22 protein-coding genes are annotated in these 23332 nt (G+C 61.5%); 14 read left to right on the top strand and 8 right to left on the bottom strand.

The window, feature by feature from the left end:
- The first annotated feature begins 58 nt into the window (after positions 1-58).
- Complete coding sequence (gene dapC / locus GKKCFE_RS04010; protein ID WP_445577512.1) at positions 59-1258, top strand: succinyldiaminopimelate transaminase; 1200 nt, start codon at positions 59-61, stop codon at positions 1256-1258.
- A gap of 316 nt (positions 1259-1574) precedes the next feature.
- On the opposite strand, the gene GKKCFE_RS04005 is transcribed toward dapC, so the two are convergent.
- The gene (locus tag GKKCFE_RS04005; RefSeq protein ID WP_445577511.1) at positions 1575-1937 is read right to left on the bottom strand and encodes a DUF6124 family protein; all 363 of its coding nucleotides are present in this window, start codon (positions 1935-1937) and stop codon (positions 1575-1577) included.
- A 484-nt stretch (positions 1938-2421) separates the two neighbouring features.
- Between GKKCFE_RS04005 and GKKCFE_RS04000 the strand changes: the two genes are divergently transcribed.
- Positions 2422-2817, top strand: coding sequence for a type II toxin-antitoxin system PemK/MazF family toxin (locus GKKCFE_RS04000; RefSeq protein WP_210643046.1), 396 nt, complete (start codon positions 2422-2424; stop codon positions 2815-2817).
- Positions 2818-2826: 9 nt separating this feature from the next.
- On the opposite strand, the gene GKKCFE_RS03995 is transcribed toward GKKCFE_RS04000, so the two are convergent.
- Positions 2827-4473 carry a Na+/H+ antiporter gene (locus tag GKKCFE_RS03995; RefSeq protein WP_445577510.1) on the bottom strand — a complete coding sequence of 549 codons (1647 nt, stop codon included), beginning with the start codon at positions 4471-4473 and terminating at the stop codon, positions 2827-2829.
- 366 nt (positions 4474-4839) lie between these two features.
- On the opposite strand from GKKCFE_RS03995, the gene GKKCFE_RS03990 reads away from it, so the two are divergent.
- From GKKCFE_RS03990 to GKKCFE_RS03975, 4 genes are all read left to right on the top strand, one after another.
- Positions 4840-5148 carry an arsenate reductase gene (locus tag GKKCFE_RS03990; protein ID WP_230682619.1) on the top strand — a complete coding sequence of 103 codons (309 nt, stop codon included), beginning with the start codon at positions 4840-4842 and terminating at the stop codon, positions 5146-5148.
- A 32-nt stretch (positions 5149-5180) separates the two neighbouring features.
- Positions 5181-6215: a 2,3,4,5-tetrahydropyridine-2,6-dicarboxylate N-succinyltransferase gene (gene dapD, locus GKKCFE_RS03985; RefSeq protein WP_047227554.1), complete on the top strand. Its 1035-nt coding sequence runs from the start codon at positions 5181-5183 to the stop codon at positions 6213-6215.
- A gap of 76 nt (positions 6216-6291) precedes the next feature.
- Entirely contained in the window at positions 6292-7497 is a 1206-nt protein-coding gene (locus GKKCFE_RS03980; protein WP_445577509.1) for an aminotransferase class V-fold PLP-dependent enzyme, read from the top strand.
- A complete protein-coding gene (locus GKKCFE_RS03975; RefSeq protein ID WP_445577508.1) occupies positions 7494-7898 on the top strand; it encodes a SufE family protein in 405 nt (134 codons plus the stop codon). The genes GKKCFE_RS03980 and GKKCFE_RS03975 overlap by 4 nt, the downstream gene beginning before the upstream one ends.
- 117 nt (positions 7899-8015) lie before the next feature.
- Here GKKCFE_RS03975 and tcdA read toward each other — a convergent pair whose 3' ends face one another.
- Positions 8016-8828, bottom strand: coding sequence for a tRNA cyclic N6-threonylcarbamoyladenosine(37) synthase TcdA (gene tcdA / locus GKKCFE_RS03970; RefSeq protein ID WP_003198205.1), 813 nt, complete (start codon positions 8826-8828; stop codon positions 8016-8018).
- 399 nt (positions 8829-9227) lie between these two features.
- Here tcdA and dapE point away from each other — a divergent pair, with 399 nt between their 5' ends.
- The 3 genes from dapE to GKKCFE_RS03955 all read left to right on the top strand — a co-directional run bounded on the left by dapE (position 9228) and on the right by GKKCFE_RS03955 (position 11648).
- Positions 9228-10379 carry a succinyl-diaminopimelate desuccinylase gene (gene dapE / locus GKKCFE_RS03965; RefSeq protein ID WP_339489991.1) on the top strand — a complete coding sequence of 384 codons (1152 nt, stop codon included), beginning with the start codon at positions 9228-9230 and terminating at the stop codon, positions 10377-10379.
- On the top strand, positions 10379-11188 hold the full coding sequence (locus tag GKKCFE_RS03960; RefSeq protein WP_445577507.1) for a putative RNA methyltransferase: 810 nt from the start codon (positions 10379-10381) through the stop codon (positions 11186-11188). The genes dapE and GKKCFE_RS03960 overlap by 1 nt, the downstream gene beginning before the upstream one ends.
- An 82-nt stretch (positions 11189-11270) precedes the next feature.
- Positions 11271-11648, top strand: a complete 378-nt coding sequence (locus tag GKKCFE_RS03955; protein WP_047227549.1) for a hypothetical protein — start codon at positions 11271-11273, stop codon at positions 11646-11648.
- A 177-nt stretch (positions 11649-11825) separates the two neighbouring features.
- On the opposite strand, the gene GKKCFE_RS03950 is transcribed toward GKKCFE_RS03955, so the two are convergent.
- A complete protein-coding gene (locus GKKCFE_RS03950; protein WP_003184959.1) occupies positions 11826-12035 on the bottom strand; it encodes a cold-shock protein in 210 nt (69 codons plus the stop codon).
- A gap of 226 nt (positions 12036-12261) precedes the next feature.
- On the opposite strand from GKKCFE_RS03950, the gene plsB reads away from it, so the two are divergent.
- Genes plsB through GKKCFE_RS03935 form a run of 3 tightly spaced genes read left to right on the top strand, consistent with a single transcriptional unit; the run spans position 12262 to position 15935 of the window.
- Positions 12262-14763, top strand: coding sequence for a glycerol-3-phosphate 1-O-acyltransferase PlsB (plsB, locus tag GKKCFE_RS03945; protein WP_445577506.1), 2502 nt, complete (start codon positions 12262-12264; stop codon positions 14761-14763).
- Between the two features lie 51 nt (positions 14764-14814).
- Positions 14815-15213 carry a YbaY family lipoprotein gene (locus GKKCFE_RS03940; protein WP_047227547.1) on the top strand — a complete coding sequence of 133 codons (399 nt, stop codon included), beginning with the start codon at positions 14815-14817 and terminating at the stop codon, positions 15211-15213.
- Positions 15214-15245: 32 nt separating this feature from the next.
- Positions 15246-15935 (top strand): DUF4197 domain-containing protein, encoded by a 690-nt coding sequence (locus tag GKKCFE_RS03935; protein WP_076386199.1) that lies wholly within the window; start codon positions 15246-15248, stop codon positions 15933-15935.
- Between the two features lie 152 nt (positions 15936-16087).
- Here the strand turns inward: GKKCFE_RS03935 and GKKCFE_RS03930 are convergent, their stop codons facing one another.
- Positions 16088-19153: an efflux RND transporter permease subunit gene (locus tag GKKCFE_RS03930; RefSeq protein WP_047227545.1), complete on the bottom strand. Its 3066-nt coding sequence runs from the start codon at positions 19151-19153 to the stop codon at positions 16088-16090.
- Between the two features lie 6 nt (positions 19154-19159).
- Positions 19160-20260 carry an efflux RND transporter periplasmic adaptor subunit gene (locus tag GKKCFE_RS03925; RefSeq protein ID WP_445577505.1) on the bottom strand — a complete coding sequence of 367 codons (1101 nt, stop codon included), beginning with the start codon at positions 20258-20260 and terminating at the stop codon, positions 19160-19162.
- 94 nt (positions 20261-20354) lie between these two features.
- Here GKKCFE_RS03925 and GKKCFE_RS03920 point away from each other — a divergent pair, with 94 nt between their 5' ends.
- The gene (locus tag GKKCFE_RS03920; protein ID WP_047227543.1) at positions 20355-20999 is read left to right on the top strand and encodes a TetR/AcrR family transcriptional regulator; all 645 of its coding nucleotides are present in this window, start codon (positions 20355-20357) and stop codon (positions 20997-20999) included.
- A 120-nt stretch (positions 21000-21119) separates the two neighbouring features.
- Here the strand turns inward: GKKCFE_RS03920 and GKKCFE_RS03915 are convergent, their stop codons facing one another.
- Entirely contained in the window at positions 21120-21902 is a 783-nt protein-coding gene (locus GKKCFE_RS03915) for a class I SAM-dependent methyltransferase (protein WP_047227542.1), read from the bottom strand.
- 108 nt (positions 21903-22010) lie between these two features.
- Here GKKCFE_RS03915 and GKKCFE_RS03910 point away from each other — a divergent pair, with 108 nt between their 5' ends.
- On the top strand, positions 22011-22631 hold the full coding sequence (locus GKKCFE_RS03910) for an energy transducer TonB (RefSeq protein ID WP_107321564.1): 621 nt from the start codon (positions 22011-22013) through the stop codon (positions 22629-22631).
- A gap of 1 nt (position 22632) precedes the next feature.
- Here the strand turns inward: GKKCFE_RS03910 and GKKCFE_RS03905 are convergent, their stop codons facing one another.
- The gene (locus GKKCFE_RS03905) at positions 22633-23331 is read right to left on the bottom strand and encodes an extensin-like domain-containing protein (RefSeq protein WP_445577504.1); all 699 of its coding nucleotides are present in this window, start codon (positions 23329-23331) and stop codon (positions 22633-22635) included.
- Between the last annotated feature and the right edge of the window lies 1 nt (position 23332).

The following is a 23332-nucleotide window of genomic DNA, read 5'->3' as shown; positions in this document are numbered from 1 at the left end:
CGCTATCGCGAGCAAGCTCGCTCCCACAAGGACCGCGCCCACATTGACGAGGCCCCCGATGAACAACGCTCTGAACCAGTTGCAGCCCTACCCGTTCGAAAAGCTCCGCGCCCTGCTGGGCAGCGTCACGCCCAACCCGGACAAACGCCCGATCGCGCTGTCCATCGGCGAGCCCAAGCACCGCTCGCCAAGCTTTGTGGCTGAAGCCCTGGCCAGCAATCTGGAAAAAATGGCCGTGTACCCGACCACCCTCGGCATCCCGGAATTGCGTGAAGCCATCACCGGCTGGTGCGAGCGCCGCTTCAACGTGCCGAACGGCTGGCTGGACCCGGCGCGCCACGTGCTGCCGGTCAATGGCACCCGTGAAGCGCTGTTTGCCTTCACCCAGACCGTGGTCAACCGTGGCGACGACGCCCTGGTGGTCAGCCCGAATCCGTTCTATCAGATCTATGAAGGCGCCGCGTTCCTGGCCGGAGCCAAGCCACACTACCTGCCGTGCCTGGACGAAAACGGCTTCAATCCGGATTTCGATGCGGTCTCGCCGGACATCTGGAAACGCTGCCAGATCCTGTTCCTGTGCTCCCCGGGCAACCCGACCGGTGCGCTGATCCCGGTGGATGTGCTGAAGAGGCTCATTGCCCTGGCCGACGAGCACGACTTCGTGATTGCCGCGGACGAGTGCTACAGCGAGCTGTACTTCGACGAACAGACCCCGCCACCAGGGCTGCTCAGCGCCTGCGTCGAGCTCGGTCGCCAGGATTTCAAGCGCTGCGTGGTGTTCCACAGCCTGTCCAAACGCTCCAACCTGCCAGGCCTGCGCTCCGGTTTCGTGGCCGGCGATGCGGACATCCTCAAGGGCTTCTTGCTGTATCGCACCTACCACGGCTGCGCGATGCCGGTTCAGACCCAACTGGCGAGCATCGCCGCATGGAACGACGAAGTGCACGTACGGGCCAACCGCGCGCTGTACCGGGAAAAGTTCGACGCGGTACTGGAAATCCTCAGCCCGGTACTGGACGTGCAACGCCCCGACGGTAGCTTCTACCTGTGGCCGAACGTAGCGGGCGATGATGCGGCGTTCTGCCATGACCTGTTCGAACAGGAACACGTGACCGTGGTACCGGGCTCGTACCTGTCCCGCGAAGTGGATGGCGTCAACCCAGGCGCCGGACGCGTGCGCATGGCCCTGGTCGCGCCATTGGCTGAATGTGTGGAAGCGGCGGAGCGGATTCGCGCGTTCATTCAGCGTCGGGGTTGATGGCTATATCCCGCCGAAGCGGACGCTGTTGTGGCGAGGGAGCTTGCTCCCGCTGGGCTGCGCAGCGGCCCCAAAGCAGTCAACTCAATCTGCCTGACATACCGAGTTGTGCGGTTTCAGGGCCGCTTCGCGCCCCAGCGGGAGCAAGCTCCCTCGCCACAGGTTTAGTGCTCTGCCGGGATTTTTGTGTTTGCCTTTCGATTTATCGCGAGCAAGCTTTGCTCCCACAGTGGTTTGGTGTTGTTCACAAAGTTTGTGATCGATACCGGATCCTGTGGGAGCAAAGCTTGCTCGCGATTAGGCCGGCACTATTACATCAAGCCCGAAGCTCTACCCGATCCAGGCACTTGTTCGCCAACAACATCCCCAACTCAATCATCTGGGCCACTCCCAATGCTACATGTCGTCGCGAGCCGTCCTGATCGAAGGCAAGGTCATTGAGCATTGCATTGGCCGAAGCCAGGGTTTCGCTGAGATTGGCCAGCAACACTTCGGTGTCGATACCGTCAGCCACAGTGAATAACTGCACTGAGGGCTTGGGTTCTGACTTGCTGTCGTCAGGTTTGAGATAGTGATCCAGCACACGATCAGCGGCTTCTTGCAGTTTTTCGGGTGCGTAATCGCCGTAGGGGAAAGTGGATGCGGGCGTTGGTGCGTTTTGAGTCTCTTTGTGGTCCATCAAAATTGCTCCCTAGAGCTGAAGTATGTAAAGCCCCGCGCTTGGATAGCGCAGAAGCCCGTGCTCCTAGAGGTTTTGTTCGGATTCTCACGTCCGGTCGCTGAATTGGCAGCGACACCCAGAGGCTAGAGCCCTCGCTTCCGAGGGACAACCTTAAAAACTTGTCGGAAACTTCGGCGCGTCTGACGGACCACGGTCTGTCTGCTCAGACAAGAAAAGACATAAAACGTACCGCGAACGCCAAGCCGTTGATTTCGCTTACTTTGTACACCGAAAGATCTCATTCAACCCTGTTACGAGGGTTCAAGCTGGCTTGAATTCGCTATCCCCTGTAGCCATAATCCTCCCCGTCACCAGCGAAAGCTGGCAGGAGTCTGGGTCCCTCTCGAGGTTGACCCAGCGGCGCAGAAAGGGCGAAGCAAGCTCAACTGCGTGTCGATTGAAGCCGCCTTCGGGCGGCTTTGCTTTTTTATGAGGATAAGGAATGCCTCTTTATTACCATCCCAAGCAAGGCGATGTTCTTCTTTGCGACTTCACGCGGGGCTTTGTTGCGCCTGAGATGCTGAAGATCCGCAAGGTGGTGGTGATCTCTCCTACTGCCACACACAGTCGCAAGCTCTGCACTGTGGTGCCGATTTCCTCCACAACTCCACAAACTCAGCAGGACTGGCACCACCTGCTCCGCACCAACCCCCTCCAGTCCGATGGCTACAAAGAGCTGTGGGTGAAGTGCGACATGATTTATACCGTGAGTTTTGAACGTCTGGACAAGCTGCATAAAAAGACTCGATCCAAGGGCCGAGAGTACTTCGTTCCTCGCCTGGGCTCTGAAGACATGCAAGGCGTGATCGCCGGTGTGAAGGCCTACCTTCCGCTCTAACCCCAACCGTTATTTACCCAACCCCAAATTCGCCTCCGCCAGATCCAACTCCCCCAGCACCTCTCGCAGCACATCATCCCCAATCTGGTGATGACGGCTGAGGCGATACAACTCCAGCCGCTGCGCCCGATAGGCCTTCAAGCGCAGCCGGCGTTCCAGCAGGTCCATTTCGAACGCCAGCGCCTGGGCTTCGGCGGAGTCGTTGAACACCTCCAACTGGTGGCGATATTCAGACATCAACCGCGCCTTGACCTCGGTCGCCAGCGCCGCTTGGGTCGCGTCGGGCGCGCTGGCAGCCTCGCTCGTTTCGTCCACTTCCAATGCATGGATCGCCGCTTCAGCAGTTTTGCGCCAGGCATCGCGCACTTCGTTGCGGCGCTTGTCATCGGGGCTTTTCTCGACACCTCGCAGCAGCAATGGCAGCGCGATGCAGGCGGCGATCAATGACAGCAGAATGACCCCGGCGGCAATGAAGATCAGCAAGTCTCGCTCGGGAAACACCTCGCCCGCCGCCAACAGCATCGGCACCGACAGCACGCCCGCCAGTGTCACCGCTCCGCGCACCCCGCCGAAGGTCAGCAACCAGCAGGAGCGCGCAGTCGGCACGAGGGTCAGCTCGCCCTTGCCACGCCAGCGGCGCAATAGCCCGGACAGGCGCCAGGTGCTTTGCACCCAGACAAACCGCAGCACCAGCAACACCAGGAAAATCGCCACCACGTCCAGGCAGCGGTAGAACAGCGTCGGCCACAATGTGGTTTCGTGGCTGGTCACCGCCTTGGCGATGTCCGGCAATTGCAGGCCCAGCAGTAGGAAGATCAAGCCGTTGAAGGCGAACTCCAGCAGTGACCAGACGCTGCGGTTGAGCAACCGTGTGCCGGTCTGGCGCGGCAGCAGGTCGAGCCAGCTCTGCATCATGCCGGCCGCCACTGCCGAGAGAATCCCCGAAGCGCCCAAACGTTCAGCCAGCACATAGGCCGCGAATGGCAACAGCAACATGAACACTACGTGGGTGGCCGGGTCGTCCCAGCCGCGCCCGATCATCCAGGCCCGCATACGGCCCACCAGCCAACTCAAGGCCACGCCGACCAGCAGTCCGCCGATCGCCACCAGCATGAAGGTCAGGCTCGCGTTGGCCAGGGAAAACACCCCGGTGATGGCCGCCGCCAGGGCGAACTTGAAGGTGACCAGGCCCGAGGCGTCGTTCATCAGCGCTTCGCCCTGGAGCATGTGCATCAGGGGGCCGGGTAAGCGGTCGCGAGCAATTGCCGACACCGCCACCGCGTCGGTCGGCGACAGGACCGCCGCCAGGGCAAACGCCACCGGTAGCGGGATGCTCGGCAGCAGCCAGTGAATGAAATAACCGGCGCCCACCACCGTAAACAGCACCAGCCCCACCGCCAGCGTCAGGATCGGCCCGCGCAGGCGCCAGAATTCGCGCTTGGGCATACGCCAGCCGTCGGAGAACAGCAGCGGTGGCAGGAATAAAAACAGGAACAATTCTGGATTGAGCGTTACATGCAAACCCAGGGATGGCCAGGCCAGCAACGCCCCTGCGCCGATCTGCACCAAGGGCAACGGCAGCGGGATCAACCGTCCGATCAGCCGTGAAACACCCACCAGCGTCAACAGGATCAGCACGGTATAAGCGCTTTGCATAACGAGTTTCCATTTACAGCGACACACATCCGGCAACAGCTTGCCGTTGAAGTGCCATATTAACCGCCTAGCATTAACTTGGCCGTTACACCTATGTCGCAGCCCACCTCCTGTGGGAGCGAGCCTGCTCCGGGCGGCGATCCGACGATAGCGGTGTATCAGTCGATATCAATGCAAGCTGATCGGACGCCATCGCGAGCAAGCTCGCTCCCACAGGTTTTGCTGCACATCAACCTGGGCCGTCGCGAAACCGTCCGGTCATGGCATAATCCTTGACCTTTTATTTCCAGCACCTGCAAAGGGGGCAATTCCTTGACCGATTCAAGTAAAACGTTGCACCTTTTCGGTATCAAAGCCTGTGACACGATGAAAAAGGCGCGCACCTGGCTCGATGAACACGCTGTCAACTATGACTTTCACGATTACAAGACCGCCGGCATCGACCGTGAGCACCTGACCCAATGGTGCAACGAGCATGGCTGGCAAGTGGTGTTGAACCGTGCCGGTACGACCTTTCGCAAACTCGACGACGAACGCAAAGCCGATCTCGACCAGACGAAAGCCATCGAACTGATGCTCGGCCAACCCTCGATGATCAAGCGCCCGGTGCTTGATCTCGGTGACCGAACCCTGATTGGCTTCAAGCCAGATATTTATGCGGCAGAGATCAAGTAAGCCTGCCCAGTCCATTTTGTAGAGGTAATTTCATGTCCAATACTCTGTTCAGCCTGGCCTTCGGTGTCGGCACGCAAAACCGTCAAGGTAGCTGGCTGGAAGTGTTCTACGCCCAACCGTTGCTCAACCCTTCGGCCGAGATCGTCAAGGCCATCGCGCCGATTCTGGGCTATAGCGAAGGCAACCAGGCCATCACCTTCACCACCGCACAGGCTTCGCAACTGGCTGACGCGCTCAAGGGCGTCGATGCCGCGCAAGCCGCGCTGCTGACCCGTCTGGCCGAGAGCCACAAGCCGCTGGTCGCCACTCTGCTGGCTGAAGACGCTCCACTGAGCTCCACGCCCGAGGCCTACCTCAAGCTGCATCTGTTGTCGCACCGTCTGGTCAAGCCTCACGGCCTGAACCTGACCGGTATTTTCCCGCTGCTGCCGAACGTGGCCTGGACCAGCCAGGGCGCAATCGACCTGGGCGAATTGGCCGAGCACCAGCTCGAAGCCCGTCTGCGCGGCGAGCTGCTGGAAGTGTTCTCGGTGGACAAGTTCCCGAAAATGACTGACTACGTGGTCCCGGCTGGCGTGCGTATCGCCGATGCCGCGCGGATCCGCCTGGGCGCCTACGTAGGCGAAGGCACCACAGTGATGCACGAAGGTTTCGTCAACTTCAACGCCGGCACCGAAGGCCCGGGCATGATCGAAGGCCGTGTATCGGCTGGCGTATTCGTTGGCAAGGGGTCTGACCTGGGCGGCGGTTGCTCGACCATGGGCACCCTGTCGGGCGGCGGCAACATCGTGATCAAGGTCGGTGAAGGCTGCCTGATCGGTGCCAACGCCGGCATCGGCATTCCGCTGGGCGACCGCAACACCGTGGAGTCGGGCCTGTACGTGACCGCCGGCACCAAGGTGGCGCTGCTGGACGAGAACAACCAACTGGTCAAGGTGGTCAAGGCCCGCGAGCTGGCCGGCCAGCCCGATCTGCTGTTCCGCCGCAACTCCGAGACCGGCGCGGTGGAATGCAAAACCCATAAATCGGCCATCGAGCTGAACGAAGCACTGCACGCCCACAACTAAGCCGCTTCACACCATCACCTGTGGGAGCAACTTTGCTCCCACAGGGTCCGGCGTAACTCCAGCAGGGCCCGAAAGCATGTTGATTCCCTCTCCCTGGCGCGCCGACTTCCCGGCCATCGCCGCCTTGCAACGGCAAGGCCAGACTTACCTGGACAACGCCGCCACCACGCAAAAACCCCAAGCCCTGCTGGACGCCCTGGCGCATTACTACGCCAATGGCGCGGCCAACGTGCACCGCGCACAGCATCTGCCGGGCGCCCATGCGACCCAAGCATTCGAAGACAGCCGACTCAAAGTGTCGCAATGGCTCAATGCCGGGGATTGCGGGCAAATCGTCTTCACCCATGGCGCCACTTCGGCGCTGAATCTTCTGGCCTATGGGTTGGAACATCTTTTCAATCCGGGCGATGAAATCGTCATCAGCGCCCTGGAACACCACGCCAACCTGCTGCCGTGGCAGCAACTGGCCGAGCGCCGTTCGTTGACCCTGGTGGTGTTGCCACTGGATGCCGACGGGGTGATCGATATCAGCGCCGCCGCCGAACTGATCGGCCCACGTACGCGCCTGCTGGCGGTGAGCCAGCTGTCCAACGTGCTGGGCACCTGGCAGCCCTTGCCAGAGCTATTGGCCCTGGCCAAGGTCCAAGGCGCGCTGACGGTGATCGATGGCGCCCAGGGTGTGGTTCATGGCCGTCACGATATGGAGGCACTGGGCTGCGACTTTTATGTATTTTCCAGCCACAAGCTCTATGGCCCCGAAGGACTGGGCGTGTTGTTCGGCCGCACCGAAGCGCTTCATCAACTGCGTCATTGGCAGTTCGGCGGCGAGATGGTGCAACAGGCCGACTACCACAGCGCCACGTTCCGTCCGGCGCCACTGGGCTTCGAAGCCGGCACGCCGCCGATTGCCAGTGTGATCGGCCTGGGCGCGACCCTCGACTACCTGTCCGGCCTCGACCCGCAGGCAGTCAGCGACCATGAAACTGCACTGCATGACTACCTGCTTCACGGGCTGCTGGCGCGCAATGGCGTCCGCCTGGTGGGCAATCCGAGCCTGGCCCTGGTCAGCTTCGTGGTCGAAGGCGTGCACAACGCCGACCTGGCCCACTTGCTGACCGAACAAGGCATCGCTGTACGCGCCGGGCATCACTGCGCCATGCCGCTGTTCAAACATCTGAAGCTGTCGGGGGCGATTCGCGTGTCGCTGGCGCTGTACAACGACTCCGCCGATATCGAACGCTTCTTCGAAGCCCTGGACCAGGCCTTGGAGCTGCTCCGATGAGCCTGCCGTTCGAGGCCGCCGAGGCGCTGCAGATTTTCCAGGACGCATCGAGCTGGGAGCAACGCGCCCGGCTGCTGATGCAATGGGGCGAGCGCCTGCCGCCCTTGAGCGATGCGGATAAGTGCGACGCCAATCTCGTCCATGGTTGTGAAAGTCAGGTGTGGTTGGTGGGAGGGCTGCAGGACGGACATTGGCAGTTTGCCGCCAGCAGCGATGCGCGGTTGATTCGTGGGCTGGTGGCGTTGCTGCTGGCGCGGGTCAACGGTTTGTCGGCTGACGAGTTGCAACAGGTGGATTTGCCGGATTGGTTCAATCAGTTGGGATTGTCGCGGCAGTTGTCGCCGTCGCGCAGCAATGGTTTGAATGCGGTGTTGAAGCGGATGCTTGAGTTGACTGAATGATCGCCATCGCGAGCAGGCTCGCTCCCACAGGGGATCCGTGTCGTACACAAAACTTGTGTTCCATGAGATCCAATGTGGGAGCGAGCCTGCTCGCGATGAGGCCATCAGCCCCAGTGCTCAAACCTGAGGCTTAACCCGGTCCGCCGGCCGCCGCACACCCGCCACAATCTTATCCACAGCCTTGGTCGCCGCGACCATGCCGAACGTCGCCGTGACCATCATCACCGCACCAAACCCGCCAGCACAGTCGAGCTTGACGCCATCGCCGACAAAGCTCTTCTGCAAGCAAATGCTGCCGTCCGGTTTCGGGTAGCGCAGTTGCTCGGTGGAGAACACACAAGGCACGCTGTAGTGGCGGGTCACGGTACGGGAAAAACCGTAATCGCGGCGCAAGGTAGAACGCACTTTCGAGGCCAGCGGATCATTGAACGTGCGGTTCAGGTCGCACACCTGGATCAACGTCGGGTCGATCTGCCCACCCGCGCCGCCGGTGGTGATGATCTGGATCTTGCGGCGTTTGCACCAGGCGATCAGCGCCGCCTTGGCGTTGACGCTGTCGATACAGTCGATCACGCAGTCGATGTTCGGCGTGATGTATTCGGCCATGGTGTCGCGGGTGACGAAATCCGCCACGGCATGCACCGTGCAGTCGGGGTTGATGCCGCGCAGGCGCTCGGCCATCACCTCGACCTTGGGTTTGCCGACGGTGCTGTCCAGGGCGTGCAGTTGGCGGTTGGCATTGCTGACGCAGACATCATCCAGGTCGAACAGCGAAATCTCGCCCACGCCGCACCGGGCGATGGCTTCCGCCGCCCAGGAACCAACACCGCCCACCCCGACAATCGCCACATGGGCCGCCCGCAGGCGCTCCAGGCCTTCGATGCCATACAAACGGGCGATACCGGCAAACCGTGGATCTTCTGTACTCATGACCATTACCCCAAAAACCGGCGCGCATTATAGGGCTTTGCTGCGGCAATTCGAGCCGGTCGCGAAATGAATCCGACCAATTTCCCTTGTGGGAGCGAGCTTGCTCGCGATAGCGGTGTGTCAGTCAATATTGATGCGGCTGATCCGACGCCATCGCGAGCAAGCTCGCTCCCACAGGTTTCGTGGTCCAACTGACCAGCACCAGGGGCCCACCGGGGTCGTTTTGCTATAAGATAACCGCCATTTTGTAAGCCTCGACCGAATACAATCCAACGGTCGAACTCAGGACCTGTGGGAGCGGGCTTGCTCGCGAAGGCGTCATCACTGACGCTAAAAGCTTCGCGAGCAAGCCGGCTCCCACATGGACTGTGATCTCCTTTCCAGCTTTCGGAGTTTTCCATGACGGCCCACGCCGACCTCTCGCCGACCCTGCAACTCGCCTGCGACCTGATCCGCCGTCCGTCCGTGACGCCGGTGGATGCCGATTGCCAGAAACTGATGATGCAGCGCCTGGGCAGCGCGGGCTTTACGCTCGAACCGATGCGCATCGAGGATGTGGATAACTTCTGGGCCAGCCATGGCAAGCATGACGGCCCGGTGCTGTGTTTCGCCGGGCACACCGACGTGGTGCCGACCGGTCCGGTGCAAGCCTGGCAGCTCGACCCGTTCGATGCGGTCATCGATGAACACGGCATGCTCTGTGGCCGTGGCGCGGCGGACATGAAAGGCAGCCTGGCGGCGATGGTGGTGGCAGCGGAACGGTTTGTCGCCGACTACCCGGACCACAAAGGCTCGATCACCTTTCTGATCACCAGCGACGAAGAAGGCCCGGCCCACCACGGCACCAAGGCCGTGGTCGAGCGCCTCAAGGCCCGCCAGGAACGCCTGGACTGGTGCATCGTCGGCGAGCCGTCGAGCACCACCCTGGTGGGTGACGTGGTCAAGAACGGCCGCCGCGGCTCCCTCGGCGCAAAACTAACGGTGCGCGGCAAGCAAGGCCACGTGGCCTATCCGCACCTGGCGAAGAACCCCATCCACCTGGCCGCGCCGGCCCTGGCAGAGTTGGCCGCCGAGCATTGGGACCACGGCAACGACTTCTTCCCGCCCACCAGTTTCCAGATTTCCAACCTCAACGCCGGCACTGGCGCGACCAACGTGATCCCTGGCGATCTGGTGGCGATGTTCAACTTCCGCTTCTCTACCGAGTCCACCGTCGAAGGCTTGCAAAAACGCGTCGCCGATATCCTCGACAAGCATCAACTGGACTGGCACATCGATTGGGCGTTGTCGGGCCTGCCATTCCTCACCGAACCAGGCGCTTTGCTGGATGCCGTGTCTTCGAGCATCAAGGATGTCACCGGTCGCGAGACAAAAGCCTCCACCAGCGGTGGCACCTCCGATGGTCGCTTCATCGCCACCATGGGCACCCAAGTGGTGGAACTGGGGCCGGTCAACGCGACCATCCACCAGGTCAACGAGCGCGTGCTGGCGGCCGACCTCGACGTGCTGACCGAGATCTACTACAAGACGCTGATCAAGTTGCTCGCCTGATGCTCGCCTGCCCGATCTGCAGTGAACCGCTGAACGCGGTGGACAACGGCGTGGTGTGCCCGGCCGGCCATCGCTTTGACCGCGCGCGGCAGGGTTACCTGAACCTGCTGCCGGTGCAGCACAAGAACAGCCGCGATCCCGGCGACAACCAGGCGATGGTCGAAGCCCGCCGCGACTTCCTCAACGCCGGGCATTACGCCCCTGTCGCCCGGCGCCTGGCCGAACTGGCCGCCGAGCGCGCGCCCGGTCGCTGGCTGGACATCGGCTGTGGCGAGGGTTACTACACCGCGCAGATCGCGAAAGCCTTGCCGGATGCCGATGGCTACGCCCTGGACATCTCCCGCGAGGCGGTCAAACGCGCCTGCAAACGCGATCCACGGCTGACCTGGTTGATCGCCAGCATGGCCCGCGTACCGCTGGCGGACGGCTGCTGCCAGTTTCTGGCCAGCGTGTTCAGCCCGCTGGACTGGCAGGAGGCCAAACGCCTGCTCAGCCCCGGTGGCGGCCTGATGAAGGTCGGCCCGACCAGCGGCCACCTGATGGAATTGCGCGAGCGACTGTACGACGAAGTGCGCCAGTACACGGATGACAAACACCTGGCCCTGGTGCCGTCGGGCATGGTGCTCGATCACAGCGAAACCCTCGAGTTCAAGCTCATGCTCACAAGTGGCCAGGACCGCGCCAACCTGTTGGCGATGACGCCCCACGGCTGGCGCGCCAGTGCCGAACGCCGCGCCAGCGTGATCGAGCAGGCCGAGCCGTTCGAGGTCACGGTGTCGATGCGCTACGATTATTTCGTTCTTCAATAACTTTTAATTCCCGGCCTCGGGCAACCGCCAGAGGCCAGTTAAATCCGCGAATGGATTTTTCAAGACCGCAGTGAGGACATCCATGCGCCAACCCGATATCGAGATTTACCTCAAAGACGCCGACGTCGATCACAAGGCCATTGCCGCGTGGCTCGGCCAGGCCCTGGGCCCGTGCAGCGACTGGGTCCAGAAAGGCCAGACCTACAAGTGCAAGGCCGGCGATATCCCGGTGACCTGGCTACCCAAGGCTGTGGGCAAATGGAACAGCCTGTACCTGGAAAGCGACCAGACCCCGTGGGAAGACGACATCGCCTGCGCCCGTGCAGCCTTTGCCGCGCTGAACGTCGAAGTGCGCTGCGCACCTGGGTCGTGGGTGGAGGAAGAAGGTGAAGAGTCGGCGGATCGCTGGATTCGCATCAGCGCCGATGGGGAAGAAGAGATTACCTGGAAGACGGCGTGACTATCTGAGGGCCACCCTCGCGATGCCCGCCGCAGATACAAAGGTAAAAGCACAACCCATGTGGGAGCGAGCCTGCTCGCGATAGCGGTGTGACAGTCAATGATGCATTGCCTGATACACCGCTATCGCGAGCAAGCTCGCTCCCACAATGGGTTTTGTGTAGCCAGTGAATGCGGGTTACAACCCCACCACATCCTCAGCCTGCAAGCCCTTCTGCCCTTCCACCACCGCGTACTCGACCTGCTGGCCTTCAGTCAGAGAACGATGGCCTTCGCCACGGATCGCGCGGTAATGCACGAATACATCCGCCCCGCCTTCACGCTGGATGAAGCCGTAGCCTTTGGCGTCGTTGAACCACTTCACATTGCCGGTTTCGCGTGCTGCCATGATTGCTCACTCCCATTTTTATTTTTAAGTCGGCCTTTCGATAGAAAGCCGTACGATCTTCGCCGCCGTCCGGCCGTCCACGAGGAAGGCAGAGGCAGTCAGCCGCCCGAGTATATGACAGACGTAAAAACTCTCAACTGACTTTACTTCGGCGCTTTTTTGCCGATTTTCGACGAATCCGGCACACTAGCCGCCGCTTTATCTTATCCACTCATGCAGAAGCCGTATGACCCGTTCCCCGTTCCGCCGTCTTGTGTTTGGCACCCTGCGCCGACTGTTGTACCTCTGGGTTCGCTCCGAGACGATCAATCAGTCGTCCTTCACCCTCAACCTCGACCGCAGTCGTCCGGTGTTCTACGTCCTGCAAAACCCTTCGCTCACCGACCTGGCGGTGCTCGACACCGAGTGCACCAAGGCTGGCCTGCCCCGCCCGGTACTGCCGGTGTCCGTGGGCAACCTGTTGGAACCGGCGGCGTTTTTCTACCTGACCCCGGAGCCGGACTGGCTCGGCCGGCAGGACAAACGCGGCGCGCCGCCGACCCTGACGCGACTGGTCAATGCCCTGACCCACAACGCCGCCGAAGACGCACAAATCATCCCGGTCAGCGTGTTCTGGGGGCAGTCGCCCGACAGCGAATCCAGCCCGTGGAAACTGTTGTTCGCCGACAGCTGGGCCGTCACTGGCCGGCTGCGGCGCTTGCTGAGCATCATGATCCTGGGGCGCAAGACCCGCGTGCAGTTTTCCGCGCCGATCCATTTGCGCGAACTGATCGAGCACGACAAGGGCCACGAACGCACCGTGCGCATGGCCCAGCGGATCCTGCGGATACATTTTCGCAACTTGAAAGCGGCGGTCATTGGCCCGGACATTTCCCACCGACGCAACCTGGTCAAGGGGCTGCTGAACCAGCCTCTGGTCAAACAGGCGATTGCCGACGAGGCCGAGCGGGAAAAAATCACCCCGGAAAAAGCCAAGGCCCAGGCGCTGCGTTACGGCAACGAAATCGCCTCGGACTACACCTACACCGCGATCCGTTTCCTGGAAGTGGTGCTGAGCTGGTTCTGGAACAAGATCTACGACGGCATCAAGGTCAACCACATCGAAGGCGTGCAGAAGGTCGCTCAGGGCCACGAAGTCATCTACGTGCCGTGCCACCGCAGCCATATCGACTACCTGCTGCTGTCGTACCTGCTGTTTCGCAACGGCCTGACCCCGCCGCACATCGCCGCCGGCATCAACCTCAACATGCCGGTGATCGGCGGCCTGCTGCGTCGGGGCGGGGCGTTTTTCATGCGTCGCACCTTCAAGGGCAACCCGCTCTATACCGCGGTGTTCAACGAGTACCTGCACACACTGTTCACCAAAGGCTTTCCGGTGGAGTATTTCGTCGAGGGCGGTCGCTCGCGCACCGGACGCATGCTGCAACCCAAGACCGGCATGCTCGCCATCACCTTACGCAGCTTCCTGCGCTCATCGCGCATGCCCATCGTGTTCGTGCCGGTCTACATCGGCTATGAGCGCGTCCTGGAAGGCCGCACCTACCTGGGTGAACTGCGTGGGGCGAGCAAGAAGAAAGAATCGATCTTCGACATTTTCAAGGTCATCGGCGCCCTCAAGCAGCGCTTCGGCCAAGTAGCGGTGAACTTCGGTGAGCCGATCAAACTGGCGGAGTTTCTCGACGGCGAACAGCCGGGTTGGCGCCAACAGGAGCTGGGCCCGCAATTCAAACCGGCCTGGCTCAACGCAACCACCCATCGCCTCGGCGAGCGGGTGGCCCGGCACCTGAACGAAGCGGCGGCCATCAACCCGGTCAACCTGGTCGCCCTGGCACTGCTGTCCACCAGCCGCCTGGCCCTGGACGACCGGGCCATGGCCCGGGTGCTGGACCTGTACCTGGCGTTGTTGCGCAAAGTGCCGTACTCGCCTCACACCACGTTGCCCGAGGGCGATGGGCGTGCGCTGATCGAGCACGTCAAAGGCATGGACCTGCTGTCGGAACAGAGCGATGCCCTGGGCAAGATTCTGTATCTGGACGAGCAGAATGCCGTCCTGATGACCTACTACCGCAACAACGTGCTGCACATCTTCGCCCTGCCGGCGTTGCTGGCGAGTTTCTTCCAGAGCACCTCGCGCATGAGCCGCGAACAGATCCTGCGCTACACCCGCGCCTTGTACCCCTACCTGCAATCGGAACTGTTCATTCGCTGGTCACTGGAAGAACTGGACGTCGTGATCGACCAATGGCTCGAAGCGTTCGTCGAACAAGGGCTGCTGCGTTTCGAAAAAGACCTGTACCTGCGCCCAGCCCCGAGTTCGCGGCATTTCGTGCTGCTGACCCTGTTGTCCAAAAGCATCGCGCAGACCTTGCAGCGCTTCTACATGACCGTCTCCCTGCTGCTCAACAGCGGCCAGAACAGCATCAGCGCCGAAGAACTGGAAGACCTCTGCACGGTCATGGCCCAGCGCCTGTCGATCCTGCATGGCCTGAACGCACCGGAATTCTTCGACAAGAGCCTGTTCCGGCATTTCATCCAGACAATGCTGGACCTGGACGTGCTGCGCCGGGACGAAGCGGGCAAGCTAAGCTATCACGAGCTGCTGGGTGAACTGGCCGAAGGTGCGGCCAAGCGAGTCCTGCCGGCGGAGATCCGTTTGTCGATCCGTCAGGTGGCGTTGCATCGCAGTGAAGATGCGGCAGATCAGGTCATCCCGGTGGTTGCGGACTGACCCCACAGGCGCCAGGTTCTCTCTGGCGCCCTCAATATGGAAATGCCCCCAATGAAAAAGCTTCTTCTCGTCGCCGTTGCCACGTTACTCAGTGCCTGCTCCAGCGCACCGCTGGCGAGCAAAAACAGTCTCGACGGTGAAGTGTTCTACCTGCAGCGCATCGCCCTGCCGCCCACCGCTGTCTTAAGCGTGAGCCTGCAGGATGTGTCCCTGGCCGACGCCCCCGCGGTGGTGCTCGATGAACAGAGCGGTCCGGTCAAGGGCCAGGTCCCGCTGCCGTTTCACCTCAGCTATGATCCGGCCCAGGTCAAACCCGGCCATCGTTATGCCGTGAGCGCGCGCATTGAAGTGGACGGCCAGTTGATGTTCATCACCACCGAACAACACACCGTGCAGCTCGATGGCAAAGATCCACAGCCGCTGAAGATCCGCGTCAACGCCGCCCGCTGATTTCTCTTTCTAATTTTTTCAAGGAAGCTGCCATGCTCCGCTCTACGCTCCGTTTCACCAGCCTGTGCGCCGGCCTGTTGTTCTGCGCCAACACCATGGCCTTGTCCCTGGCCGACCTCTCGCAGAAGGACGCCACCGGCGGCCTCAAGGACGCACTGACCCAGGGCGCCCAAGTAGCCGTCAAGCAGTTGGGCACACCCGGTGGCTTCAGCAACAATCCCGAGGTGAAGATCGAACTGCCGGGCAAGCTCGGTAAAGTCGCCAGCAAGATGAAAGCCTTTGGCATGGGCGATCAGGTCGAACAACTGGAAGCCAGCATGAACCAGGCCGCTGAAGCCGCTGTGGTCCAGGCCCAGCCGATCCTGGTCAATGCCGTGAAGAACATGAGTGTGAGCGATGCCAAGGGGATCCTGAGCGGCGGCAACGATTCCGCCACGCAGTACCTGAACAAGAGCAGCCGCGAGCAGATCCGCGCCAAGTTCCTGCCCATCGTCAAGCAAGCCACCGACAAGGTTGGCCTGGCGCAGAAATACAACACGTTCGCAGGCCAAGCGGCGACCTTCGGCGTGCTGGACGCCAAAAGCGCCAACATCGAAAACTACGTGACCGAACAAGCGCTGGACGGTTTGTTCGAGATGATCGGCAAACAGGAAGCCACCATCCGCCAGAACCCTGCGGCGGCGGCGAGCAGTTTGGCCAAGAAGGTGTTTGGTACGCTCTGAGATTCAGCGCAAAAACACTGTGGGAGCGAGCCTGCTCGCGATAGCGGTATCAGCCATAACATCTGTGTTGACTGATATTCCGCCATCGCGATATTCCGCCATCGCGAGCAAGCTCGCTCCCACATTCGATCTTCAGTGTTATCAAAATCGTGTCAGGTCTTCTTGACCCTGAACCACGCCGCATACAACGCCGGCAGGAACAACAGCGTCAACGCCGTCGCCACGATCAGCCCGCCCATGATCGCCACCGCCATCGGGCCAAAGAACAGGCTGCGTGACAGCGGAATCATCGCCAGCACCGCCGCCAGCGCGGTGAGCACAATCGGGCGGAACCGTCGCACAGTGGCTTCGATGATCGCCTGCCACGGGGCGAGCCCCGCCTTGATGTCCTGTTCGATCTGGTCCACCAGAATCACCGAGTTGCGCATGATCATCCCCGACAAGGCGATGGTGCCCAGCATGGCGACGAAACCGAACGGCTGGCGGAACACCAGCAGGAACAGCGTGACACCGATCAGTCCCAGGGGCGCGGTGAGAAACACCATGGCCGTGCGGGAAAAACTGCGCAATTGCAGCATCAGCAACGTCAGCACCACGACGATGAACAGCGGCACGCCGGCGTTCACCGATTGCTGGCCACGGGCGGCATCCTCTACCGTACCGCCCACTTCCAGCAGATAACCGTCCGGCAGCTCGGCACGAATCGGGGCCAGGGTCGGGAAGATCTGCTGCACCAGGGTCGCCGGTTGTTCCTTGCCATAGATATCAGCCCGCACGGTCACACTTGGCAGGCGATTGCGGTGCCAGATCACGCCTTCTTCGAAGCCGTATTCCAGCGTCGCGATCTGCGACAGCGCAACGCTTGTGCCATTGTCGGTCGGCACCGCCAGGCTCGGCAGCAGCGACAATTCGGTGCGCTCATGCACCGTGCCGCGCAGCAGAATCTCGATCAGTTCGTTGTCTTCCCGGTATTGGCTGACGCTGGAGCCGGTGAGGGAACTGCGCAAAAAGCTCGACAGGTTAGCCGTACTCACGCCCAACGCTCGGGCGCGGTCCTGATCGACGTTCAGGTACACCACCTTGCTCGGCTCTTCCCAATCCAGATGCACGTTGGCCACGTAGGGATTTTCACGAACCTTGGTCGCCACTTTCCGGGCCAGGGCCCGGACTTGTTCGATGTGCTCACCGGTCACGCGAAACTGCACCGGATAACCCACTGGCGGGCCATTTTCCAGGCGCGTGACCCGCGAGCGCAGGGCCGGGAACTGTTCGTTCAACGTGGTGATCAACCAGCTGCGCAGGGGCTCGCGGTCTTCGATGGTCTTGGCCAGCACCACGAACTGGGCGAAGCTGGGTGCCGGCAGTTGTTGATCCAGCGGCAGGTAGAAACGCGGTGAACCGGTGCCGACATAAGCCACGTAGTTGTCGATGCCCGCGTGGTCCTTGAGCAGCGCTTCAAGGCGCTTGACCTGCTCGGCGGTGTTGCTCAGGGACGCGCCTTCGGCCAGCTTCAGGTCGACCATCAGCTCAAGTCGCCCCGAGGCCGGGAAGAACTGTTGTGGCACGAAACGGAACAGCGCCACCGAGCCCACAAATAACAGCACGGTCAGCACGATGACGGTTTTGCGCCGCCGCACGCACCACTCCACCAAGCGCCGGACACGCTGGTAGAACGGCGTGCCGTAGGGGTCGAACTGGCCATCAGCGGTGCCGTGTTTGGCGGCATGAATTTTCGCCAGGTCCGGCAACAGTTTCTCCCCCAGGTACGGCACGAACACCACCGCGGCCACCCAGGAGGCCAGCAGCGCCAGGGTGACGACCTGGAAAATCGAACGGGTGTACTCGCCGGTGCCTGACTGCGCCGTGGCGATCGGCAGGAAACCCGCAGCGGTGATCAGCGTACCGGTGAGCATCGGGAATGCGGTGCTGGTCCAGGCATAGCTGGCGGCCTTGATCCGGTCGAAGCCCTGCTCCATTTTGATCGCCATCATCTCGACCGCGATGATCGCGTCATCCACCAGCAGACCCAACGCCAACACCAGCGCGCCAAGGGAAATCTTGTGCAGGCCGATGCCCAAGTAATACATCGCGGCGAAGGTCATCGCCAGCACCAGCGGAATCGCCAGGGCGACCACCATCCCGGTCCGCAGCCCGAGGGAGAAGAAGCTCACCAGCAACACGATCGTCAGGGCCTCCACCAGCACCTGGACGAACTCGCCAACACCGGTTTTCACCGCCGCCGGCTGGTCCGAGACCTTACGCAATTGCATGCCGGCCGGCAGGTTGTTCTGGATACGGGCAAACTCCGCCTCCAGGGCCTTGCCCAGAATCAGAATGTCGCCGCCGTCCTTCATCGCCACGGCCAGACCAATGGCATCTTCGGCCATGAAGCGCATGCGCGGGGCTGGCGGATCGTTGAAACCGCGATGCACATCCGCGACATCGCCGATACGGAACGTGCGATCAGCGACACGAATGGGAAAGTCGCGGATCTCTTCTACTGTCTGAAAATTTCCCGATACCCGTAGTTGGACCCGCTCGCTGCCGGTTTCGAAAAAACCTGCGGTCGATATTGCGTTCTGCTCTTCCAACGCCTGCTGGACTGCCGCCAGCGGCACGCCGAGGGTCGCCAGCTTCACGTTCGACAGTTCGATCCAGATTTTCTCGTCCTGCAAACCCAGCAGTTCGACCTTGCCCACATCCTTGACCCGTTGCAGTTGGATCTGGATGCGATCGGCGTAATCCTTGAGCACGCCGTAGTCAAAACCATCACCGGTCAGCGCATAGATATTGCCGAAGGTGGTGCCAAACTCATCGTTGAAAAACGGCCCCTGGATGCCCGGCGGCAAGGTGTGACGGATGTCACTGACCTTCTTGCGGATCTGGTACCACAACTCGGGAATCTGCGCCGAATGCAGGGAATCGCGAGCCATGAAAGTCACCTGGGATTCGCCCGGGCGGGAGAACGAGACGATTCTTTCGTAATCGCCGGTTTCCATCAGTTTCTTTTCGATGCGTTCGGTGACCTGGCGAGAAACCTCCTCGGCCGTAGCCCCCGGCCAGTTGGTGCGAATAACCATGGCCTTGAAGGTAAACGGCGGGTCTTCGCTCTGGCCGAGCTTGGTGTAGGAAAGCGCGCCGACGATTGCCAGCAACAACATCAGGAACAGGACGATCTGGCGGTTACGCAGCGCCCATTCGGAAAGATTGAAGCCCATCGGGGATTACTCCTTGGCCGCCAGATTGACCACGCGGTTGGAGCGATCCACCGGCCGCACCTGCTGGCCGTCGAGGAGCACGTGCACACCGGCTGCGACGACCCAGTCAGTGGGGCTCAGCCCTTCAAGCACCGGAACGGTTTTTTCGCCAAACGGGCCGACGCGCACCGGGACTTTTTTCAGGGTGTTATTGCCGTTGACTACCCACACGTAAGTGGCGCCGTTCTCGGCGGTGAGTGCAGACAGCGGCACCGACAGCGACACCTGGTCGCCGGTCTGGATAAACACTCGGGCACTCTGGCCCAACTCAGCCGGAACACTGCCGGCGGTGAAGGCAACGCGAGCGGCGAAGGTGCGGGATCTGGGATCGGCGGCTGGCGACAGTTCGCGGATGCGTCCGCTGAAACGCTGATCGGGCTGGCTCCATAACTCCACCGAGACCGGCTGACCAATCTTGAACCGGCCAAAGCCCTGCTCCGGCAGGCTGATCAGCACTTCACGCTCGCCGTCAGTGGCGAGGGTGAAGACCGTTTGACCGGCCGATACCACCTGCCCGACCTCCACGGAACGCCGGGCAACCACGCCATCCTGAGGCGCACGCAGCACCGAGTAACTGGCCTGGTTGCTGGCGACATCGAATTCAGCCTTGATCTGCTTGAGCCGCGCGGCACCGGAGCGGTAGAGGTTTTCTGCGTTGTCGTACTGGGAGCGGCTGACCATCTGCCGCTCCATCAAGGTTTTGTAGCGATCACGTTCAGCGCGCACCAGGTTCAGGTTGGCTTCGGCGGCGGCGACTTGGGCACGGGTGGCTTCCAGCTGCAGGCGCACGTCCTGGGGATCGAGCTCGGCCAGGGCCTGGTTGGCCTTGACTCGCTGGCCCTCTTCGACCAGTCGTCGGCTTACTTTGCCGCCGATGCGAAAGGCCAGGTCTGGCTCGAATCGCGCCCTGACTTCCCCCGGATAACTTTCCATCGCCTGGCCCGAAGGCTCTGGCTGCACCACCATGGCGGGGCGCACGGCAAGGGACACGGGTTCGTCCTGACCACACGCAGACAATAAAAAAACCAGGCTCACTGGCAGGGCGAGGGGCAAGGCATAGCGGAACATGGCGAGTGACCTTTCGCTAATGGTGCTTGGAATAATTATACTGACGAGTATGTTATTAATAGCAAACTCACCAGTCCAGTATTAAAAGCGAATAATGTCGAACAATCTTTCACCTCCCAACGGCCCAGGCCGTCCGAAGGATCTGGCCAAGCGCCAGGCCATTCTCGACGCGGCAAAAAAACTCTTCGTCAGCCTGGGGTATGCCAACACCAGCATGGACGCGGTCGCCACCGAGGCCGGTGTGTCGAAGCTGACGGTCTACAGCCACTTCAACGACAAGGAAACGCTGTTTTCCGCTGCCGTGGTGGCCAAGTGTGAAGAGCAAGTGCCGCCGCTTTTCTTCGAATGGCCTGACGGCGTGCCGATCGAACATGTGTTGCTGAACATTGCCCGTGGTTTTCACCAACTGATCAACAGCGACGAATCGGTGAACCTGCATCGGTTGATCATGGCCTTGGGCAGTCAGGACCCGCAGCTGTCGACGATCTTCTTCGAAGCAGGCCCGCAACGGATGCTCTCAGGCATGGAAAGGCTGCTGAACAAGGTCAACCAGAGCGGCGCCCTGAGCATCGACAAACCGCGCAATGCGGCGGAACACTTCTTCTGCCTCATCAAGGGTGCGGCGAATTTCCGCTTGCTGTATGGCTGCGGCGCACCGCTGGAAGCCGCAGCGGCCGAGGCTCATGTCGAGGAAGTGGTGGGGTTGTTTATGCGCGCTTATCGGCCGCAGATCATCTGATAGATTCTCGCCGACTGGGCGGGCCTCATCGCGAGCAGGCTCGCTCCCACAGGGTAAGGTGTAGTTAACACAACACACATCTGTGGGAGCGAGCCTGCTCGCGATGGAGGCGACGCGGTCTCAGGCCTTGAGCGCCTTCTTGGGATAGATGTCGTAGCGGCTGGATTTACCCTCAAGCCCGTGGCTGGGTTTTGGCCCTTCGATGCACGGTGCCTTGCGCGGACGCTTGACCACGACGCGGTGAGTCGCCAGGGCCAGGGCCGCGGCCAACAACGCCGGAGCGTCCAGGTCGTCGCCCACCAGCGGCCGGAACAGGCGCATTTCCTTCTTCACCAGGGCCGTTTTCTCACGATGAGGGAACATCGGGTCCAGGTAGATCACCTGGGGCGGCTCGCCTTGCCAGTTGCGCATCACCTCGATGGAATTGCCCTTGAGCAACCGCATGCGGGCGACGATCGGCGCCACATCGAAGTCCTCCGCGCCTCGGGCCAGGCCATCCTCGAGCAATGCGCCGATCAGCGGCTGGCGCTCGATCAGGCTCATTTCACAGCCCAGGCTGGCCAGCACAAACGCATCCTTGCCCAACCCGGCCGTGGCATCCAGCACACGCGGACGTACGCCCTGGGCCACACCGACGGCCTTGGCGATCATCTGGCCGCTACCGCCGCCGTACAAGCGGCGATGGGCCGCGCCGCCTTCGACGAAGTCCACCCGCACCGGTCCCGGCGCATCCGGCCCCAGTTGCTGCAACTGCAACCCCTGCTCACCGACCTGCAAGGCAAACTCGCCATCGTCCACCTGCAACGGCAGGTCAAGGCGCTGTGCCCAGTGCTCGGCCTGCGGCTGGAAGGCCGGGGCCAGGGCCTCAACATGGATGCGGCAGGCCGCGGGTTGATCACTCATGGAAGTTGTTCATTCTTGGAAACATGCTCAAAAAATTAAGGATCGGCAAAAGCGGCCGATAACAACGGTGAACGGCATTTTGCCAGAGCTGAGCGTCGACCGAGAAAAATGTCAGACATTCAATCCACATCGATAGGCGTCATCTCCCCTTACGGCGATTACAGCCTGCGCAACACCCAAGCCCTGAGCGGCGTCAGTCACCTGTGGCAGGATTTTTTTGCCCGGGCCCTGGCCGATCAACTGGGTGATAACGCACCGGCGCCTGGCAGCTACCAGCCAGTTGCCCTCGATGAGGCTGTTGAACCGACCCTCGGCGCCGAATTGCTCGAGCACATTGTCAGCCAGCGCAACTGCCAAGTGACTGAAACCCAAGTCAAACCGCCTGAGCCGCTGTTCCTGCCAATCGCTGAATTTGAACTCGACCTGCTGGACAAACCCTTCCCGCCGTTCCCGCCGGAAGAAATCGCCACCCAGCAAAAACAGCAGACCTTCGAAAGCAACTGGGTTCGCCCTCTGGTGCTTGCCGCCGGCCAACCGCTGCCAGAACCGGGACCTGCGCCTCAGCCACGTCCACTGCACCTGCCGATTGCCGAATTCGAACTGGACCTGCTGGACAAGCCGTTCCCGCCGTTCCCGGAAGAGGAACTGGTGGCACAGCAGAAGCAACTGGACTTCGATACCCGCTGGGCGCGCCCGATCGTGTTGCAGAACCTGCGCATCGCCGCCTGAATCAACGGCAAATCCACCACGGCCCGACATCCAGATGAAAATGGTTGCGGTGCGCCGCGTTGTAATCCGGACTCAAGACCACATTGAACACGTCACAGGCACCGTCGCGCACCTGGCGCAGGAATTGGGCGTGGGTGTTGTCCTTCGGCCAGTCCTTGAGCACGTTCACGCGACGGCCGTCCGCCAGGCGAAACCCGGCGATATCCAGCGCACTGGCCGTGGCATGCTGGCTGCGCGCCCCGCTCTCCCGACCGTACATATTGCGACAGGCGAAACTGCCCAGATGATCGACCTGCACCACTTTCTGCCCATAGGTCGCCTGCGCCGCCGGCTGCAGCGCGTGACGTTCAAACAAGGCGAACGCCACCGCCAGCGGGCAACTGGCCAGGAAGCTGCTGCTCAACGCCACCTCGCCGCCCTGCACCCTCAGCACATTGCTCAGCGGGCAACTGGCCTGGGGACTGCTGTCGGCCTGGCGGGTGGCACGCAGCCCCGAGGTCGCGAGCGCCTGGTCGCATAACTGCGGATCGTTGCGCAGGGCCATGAGTTTGTAACGGGTCAGCAGGTTCGGCGGCGCATTGACGTCCAGGGGCGCCCAGGGATTCCATTGTGGCGGCACCGACAGCCAACCGCGCCATACCCCCAGCACTGCGACGCCAACAACCAGCACCAATAGCGTAAAACCTTTCAAAACCCGCACG

It is taken from the genome of Pseudomonas sp. E141, assembly GCF_052659885.1.
The sequence above is the reverse complement of the archived record's forward strand: the minus strand, read 5'-3'. Positions and strand labels throughout refer to the sequence as shown.

Coding starts and splice junctions, on each gene's coding strand:
- dapC (WP_445577512.1), top strand. CDS start 59: ATGAACAACGCTCTGAACCAGTTGCAGCCCTACCCGTTCGAAAAGCTC.
- GKKCFE_RS04005 (WP_445577511.1), bottom strand. CDS start 1,937: ATGGACCACAAAGAGACTCAAAACGCACCAACGCCCGCATCCACTTTC.
- GKKCFE_RS04000 (WP_210643046.1), top strand. CDS start 2,422: ATGCCTCTTTATTACCATCCCAAGCAAGGCGATGTTCTTCTTTGCGAC.
- GKKCFE_RS03995 (WP_445577510.1), bottom strand. CDS start 4,473: ATGCAAAGCGCTTATACCGTGCTGATCCTGTTGACGCTGGTGGGTGTT.
- GKKCFE_RS03990 (WP_230682619.1), top strand. CDS start 4,840: ATGAAAAAGGCGCGCACCTGGCTCGATGAACACGCTGTCAACTATGAC.
- dapD (WP_047227554.1), top strand. CDS start 5,181: ATGTCCAATACTCTGTTCAGCCTGGCCTTCGGTGTCGGCACGCAAAAC.
- GKKCFE_RS03980 (WP_445577509.1), top strand. CDS start 6,292: ATGTTGATTCCCTCTCCCTGGCGCGCCGACTTCCCGGCCATCGCCGCC.
- GKKCFE_RS03975 (WP_445577508.1), top strand. CDS start 7,494: ATGAGCCTGCCGTTCGAGGCCGCCGAGGCGCTGCAGATTTTCCAGGAC.
- tcdA (WP_003198205.1), bottom strand. CDS start 8,828: ATGAGTACAGAAGATCCACGGTTTGCCGGTATCGCCCGTTTGTATGGC.
- dapE (WP_339489991.1), top strand. CDS start 9,228: ATGACGGCCCACGCCGACCTCTCGCCGACCCTGCAACTCGCCTGCGAC.
- GKKCFE_RS03960 (WP_445577507.1), top strand. CDS start 10,379: ATGCTCGCCTGCCCGATCTGCAGTGAACCGCTGAACGCGGTGGACAAC.
- GKKCFE_RS03955 (WP_047227549.1), top strand. CDS start 11,271: ATGCGCCAACCCGATATCGAGATTTACCTCAAAGACGCCGACGTCGAT.
- GKKCFE_RS03950 (WP_003184959.1), bottom strand. CDS start 12,035: ATGGCAGCACGCGAAACCGGCAATGTGAAGTGGTTCAACGACGCCAAA.
- plsB (WP_445577506.1), top strand. CDS start 12,262: ATGACCCGTTCCCCGTTCCGCCGTCTTGTGTTTGGCACCCTGCGCCGA.
- GKKCFE_RS03940 (WP_047227547.1), top strand. CDS start 14,815: ATGAAAAAGCTTCTTCTCGTCGCCGTTGCCACGTTACTCAGTGCCTGC.
- GKKCFE_RS03935 (WP_076386199.1), top strand. CDS start 15,246: ATGCTCCGCTCTACGCTCCGTTTCACCAGCCTGTGCGCCGGCCTGTTG.
- GKKCFE_RS03930 (WP_047227545.1), bottom strand. CDS start 19,153: ATGGGCTTCAATCTTTCCGAATGGGCGCTGCGTAACCGCCAGATCGTC.
- GKKCFE_RS03925 (WP_445577505.1), bottom strand. CDS start 20,260: ATGTTCCGCTATGCCTTGCCCCTCGCCCTGCCAGTGAGCCTGGTTTTT.
- GKKCFE_RS03920 (WP_047227543.1), top strand. CDS start 20,355: ATGTCGAACAATCTTTCACCTCCCAACGGCCCAGGCCGTCCGAAGGAT.
- GKKCFE_RS03915 (WP_047227542.1), bottom strand. CDS start 21,902: ATGAGTGATCAACCCGCGGCCTGCCGCATCCATGTTGAGGCCCTGGCC.
- GKKCFE_RS03910 (WP_107321564.1), top strand. CDS start 22,011: ATGTCAGACATTCAATCCACATCGATAGGCGTCATCTCCCCTTACGGC.